The sequence below is a fragment of the Bradyrhizobium uaiense genome, assembly GCF_010811875.1.
Lineage (GTDB): Bacteria > Pseudomonadota > Alphaproteobacteria > Rhizobiales > Xanthobacteraceae > Bradyrhizobium > Bradyrhizobium uaiense.
The window spans coordinates 1-4,010 of record NZ_VKHP01000415.1 but is presented as its reverse complement, the minus strand read 5'-3'; the positions used below and the strand labels follow the sequence as shown (position 1 = coordinate 4,010).

The following is a 4,010-nucleotide window of genomic DNA, read 5'->3' as shown; positions in this document are numbered from 1 at the left end:
TCTCAAAGCTCAAGCAGTTCCGACGTGTCGCAACCCGCTTCGAAAAAACGGCCCGGAATTACCGGGCCGTCGTCACTCTCGCTGCCATTGTTCTATGGATGCGCTAGTGTCCACACCACCTAGCCCTTCGCCAGATCGAGGAAGTGCCGCCCGGCGCGGTCCTCGGTCTCGACGATCCATGCGTCGGGATCGAAGCGGAGCTCCTTGGTCAATCGCTCCTCGACCGACGGCTCGGACACCGGCTGCGGTGCCGTCAGCACGAACAGCCGCTCGACCGGACGGCTGTCGTCGTAGACCGTCTGCGGCGCCGGCGCATACAGCATCGCATTGCCGTCCATCAGCGCCACCTTGACGAACACGGCGCCGGCTTCCTCGGCGCCCTTCTTGCGGACTGCGCCGAACACGCCCTCGGTCTGGCAGCGGCGCAGATACGCGGCGACCCATATGCTGGTTTTCAATCGCATGCGCCGACCTATAGGCCAGAGGCGCGGCCACGTCCAATCGTCACAGATGTCACGCGCCGACGGGTGCGTGGCTGTGCCACCCATGCTCTGAATTTACTTCCGCATTCGGCGGCATAGCGGACTTGGCCAGACTTGCTACTGGGTCGATCCGGTCGCGAATGACCCAAAGCGGTCTTCGATTGTCGATTTTTTGCTGGATGTATGACACGGCCTTAGATGATAGGGTTCCTCTAAGGTATCAAATTACGATCAACCTCGAGTTCGCAAGAAATCGCACGGTCGGTGCAGCCAGTGCTGCTCGCCCCGCGCCGACGAAGTGATGGAATGAGGAGAAGTCGGGCCTCACAATCTTGGAGGAGGTTATGCGTAAGATTACGAGCTTCGCGTTGTACCTGCTCTTCGTTTTTTCATGCGCAGAAGCGGAAACTCAAATTCCGGGTGGAATATGCCGCCCAGTGAGCGAGCGAACGCAAGAGGTAGGATGCTGGATACTGGCAAATGATCCCATCGGTGAGTTGGCGGGTACCGAAGCATTTTGGCATCTTGACACCTTCCCGACGCGCGAAGCGGCCGAAGTGTCCAAGACCAAGCGAGGCACCGTTCTTGAGGCACTTGGAAAAATTTGGCTGCTCACTATCGAAGATGCGTCATGGCGTGCTTCTGGCGGAGAGCATGTGACAACAATTGGACCGCTGCCAATCACCCCTGGCGTTTTCGCGGCTCAATATATGGAGGCGATATTCAATCCCGGTATGACGGCTCCAGAGCACACGCATTCCGGTCCCGAAGCTTGGTACACGATCGCTGGCGAGACGTGCCTCGAAACTCCGTCCGGCAAACAGATTGGTCGAGCGGGCGGACCGCCTGTGATCGTCCCTGGTGGACCGCCCATGCACCTCACGGCAACGGGAACGGAGGTACGTCGAGCCATCGTGCTCATTCTCCACAACGCGAACAAGCCTCCGACGACACCGCATCATGAGTGGACCCCGAAGGGGTTGTGCAAGAGCTGATCCATGCGACCGGGTCCAAACAGGCCAATGTGGTGCTTGAAGGAGGCGCAATCTGCTACAGCGCATGAGTCCGGAAGTGGCCCATCGCGTCATTGGCTGCGCTGCAACTTTGGTTGCCCACCCGCGCATAGCGGACTCCGGTAAGCCCTCCGAACAGCAGATTTATGGGCTCGCGGTCTACTCGATCGAGTGCCCGATCATCGTGCCGAGTACGCGCACCAGGCGATCAGACATCTGCCCCGTCACCGGCAGTTTGCGCGCGCGCTCGAACTTCGCGATCGCGTGCTGGGTATCGGCGCCGATCGTGCCAGTCGGCTTGAGCTGGCCGTAGCCATACTCCGTCAGCGTCCGCTGAACCGCGGCGATGCGCTTGCCTGCCGGGCTCAGATGCGCGGTCGGGATCGGCGCCGGCGGACGAATGACACTGGATGGCGCGGCGGCCGGGGACGAGGCAGCGGCCGGCGGGGCGGCGGTCGACTTCAGCACCAGGTTGGCCATCGGATCGACCGGCTTCGCTTCAACCGGCTTCGGCTCCGGCTTGGCTTCGACGGACTGGGTCTCGGCCGGCCTGGTCTCAACCGGCTTCACATCGACCGTCTTGGTCGTCTCCATCGCGGCTGGCTCGGCCGAGCGCGCGGCGGCCTCGGCCGGACGCGGGCGCGGCATCGGGCTGGCGGCCGCGACAGCTGGAGGCGGCGGCGGCAGCGTCACCACCGAACCGCCGAACATCGGCGACGGGTGACGGCCGGCCTGCAGGAACAGCGCATTGATCAGGATCGCAACGATGGCAGACAATGCCAGCACGCCGGCGACCAGATCCTTCGGACTATGCAGCAGCAGACGCAGCACGAGGCCGCGCTCTTCCTCGGCCGCGATGGCCACTGCCTTGGCGCCGCGGCGACGGCGCGGCGTTTCGTCGTCGTCCAAAGTCTGTCTAGGCACTCTTCTTCACCTGATGGGTTTGCTCTTGTAGTCCGGATCGCAGCGCGGGCTTCAGGGTCGATACATTGCTCGTTGGTTCGACGGCGACCGGCGGGGTGAACGCCAGCGGCAGCGCGACCGACACAATGGTGCCCTCGCCCACCTTGCTCTCCACGTTCATTTCGCCATGGTGCAGGCCAACCAGCCCCTTCACGATCGAAAGGCCGAGGCCCGTGCCTTCGTGGCGGCGCTGATAGGTCTTGCCGGCCTGGAAGAACGGATCGCCAATCCGCTTGAGATCGTCGGCGGCGATGCCGACGCCGGTGTCCGAGACACGCAGCAGCAGCCGCGATCCCTCGACGCCGGCCGACACGGTGACCTTGCCGCCGCGCTCGGTGAACTTGATGGCGTTGGAAACGAGATTGAGGACGATCTGCTTGAACGCGCGCGGGTCGCCGTTCACGACCGGCAAATCGTCGGGCACGCGGGTGACGAGGTCGACGCCGCTCTCGCGTGCCTTCAACGCCACCAGGTTGCAGCAATTGAGCAGCGCCGGCCGCGGCGCAAACGGCTCCGGCGAAATCTCGAAATTGCCGGACTCCATCTTCGACATGTCGAGGATGCCGTTGACGACAGACAGCAGATGCTGGCCGGAGTCGTTGATGAGTTGGGCGTATTCCTTGCGGCGGGCCGCGTCGAGCCCGAGCACGTCTTCCTGCGCGATCATCTCGGAGAAGCCGATGATGGCGTTGAGCGGGGTGCGCAGTTCGTGGCTCATGGTGGCGAGGAAGCGCGTCTTCGACGCGTCGGCCTGCTCGGCTGCGTTGCGCGCCTGCTCGAGCGCCTGCTCCTGCACCTTGCGATCGGTCACGTCGCGGATCACGGCGACGACCTCGGCATCGGCCGCGGTCTGGTCGAGCGGACGGCAGCGCATCTCGACCCAGATGAATTCGGCGGTCTCGCCCCGCGCCGCGTCGCGACGCACGCGGAACTCGACGCTGCGGGGCTCGCCGCGCGCCGCGTCCGACAGCGCGGTGAGATAGGCCGGGCGATCGGCGACATGAACGCGGTCGAACAGGCCGTGGGCCAGCAGCCGCGATGCCGGCACGCCGAGCATGATCTCGACCGCAGGCGAAATGAAGCGGACCGCGCCGTTGCGGCTGTGCCGCGACAGCACGTCGCTCATGTTATGCGCGAGCAGGCGGTAGCGCTCCTCCTCGACGAAGAGCAGCGCCACGCTGGTGCGCGCCAGCGACTCCGCACCGAAGGCGAGCCCGGCCGCGTAGAAGATCGCCGACACGACGCCGAAACCGACCAGCGTGCTGTTCGACGCAACCGCGGGATCGACCGCCGGCAATATGTGATAATGGCCAAGCACGCTGAGCAGCGCCGCGCAGATCATCGCCAGCGCAAACGCAAAGGCCACCACGCGACGCGAGGCCGATAACGCCGCCTCGATCGGAATGACGACGAGCCACACCGCGGCGAACGACGCGATGCCGCCGGTCGACGCCGCGATCATCATCACGAGACCGGCAAGCGCCAGCGACGACAGCACATGCGCGCCTTCATAGCGGCCGGTGCGCGACAGGAACCACGAACACGAGGCCGC

The 4,010-nt window shown here is 64.4% G+C and carries 4 protein-coding genes and 1 pseudogene; 2 read left to right on the top strand and 3 right to left on the bottom strand.

The features are described from left to right. Positions 1 to 107: pseudogene (locus FNJ47_RS44965) on the top strand (IS5/IS1182 family transposase); the annotation flags it as partial. Positions 108 to 119: 12 nt separating this feature from the next. On the opposite strand, the gene FNJ47_RS44960 reads toward FNJ47_RS44965, so the two are convergent. Beyond that, entirely contained in the window at positions 120 to 464 is a 345-nt protein-coding gene (locus FNJ47_RS44960; protein WP_163163065.1) for a DUF1491 family protein, read from the bottom strand. Positions 465 to 826: 362 nt separating this feature from the next. Here FNJ47_RS44960 and FNJ47_RS44955 point away from each other — a divergent pair, with 362 nt between their 5' ends. Next, positions 827 to 1,477 carry a hypothetical protein gene (locus tag FNJ47_RS44955; RefSeq protein ID WP_163163063.1) on the top strand — a complete coding sequence of 217 codons (651 nt, stop codon included), beginning with the start codon at positions 827 to 829 and terminating at the stop codon, positions 1,475 to 1,477. A gap of 177 nt (positions 1,478 to 1,654) precedes the next feature. Here FNJ47_RS44955 and FNJ47_RS44950 read toward each other — a convergent pair whose 3' ends face one another. Together FNJ47_RS44950 and FNJ47_RS44945 are read right to left on the bottom strand one after the other, a co-directional pair. Next, positions 1,655 to 2,419 (bottom strand): peptidoglycan-binding domain-containing protein, encoded by a 765-nt coding sequence (locus FNJ47_RS44950; RefSeq protein ID WP_347341816.1) that lies wholly within the window; start codon positions 2,417 to 2,419, stop codon positions 1,655 to 1,657. Then, the coding region (locus FNJ47_RS44945; RefSeq protein ID WP_163163061.1) for a PAS domain-containing sensor histidine kinase at positions 2,412 to 4,010 on the bottom strand (1,599 nt) is incomplete at its 5' end. The genes FNJ47_RS44950 and FNJ47_RS44945, both read right to left, overlap by 8 nt.

What these genes read in the sequence shown, in the direction of transcription:
- FNJ47_RS44960 (WP_163163065.1), bottom strand. Translation starts at nt 464, where the DNA reads ATGCGATTGAAAACCAGCATATGGGTCGCCGCGTATCTGCGCCGCTGC.
- FNJ47_RS44955 (WP_163163063.1), top strand. Translation starts at nt 827, where the DNA reads ATGCGTAAGATTACGAGCTTCGCGTTGTACCTGCTCTTCGTTTTTTCA.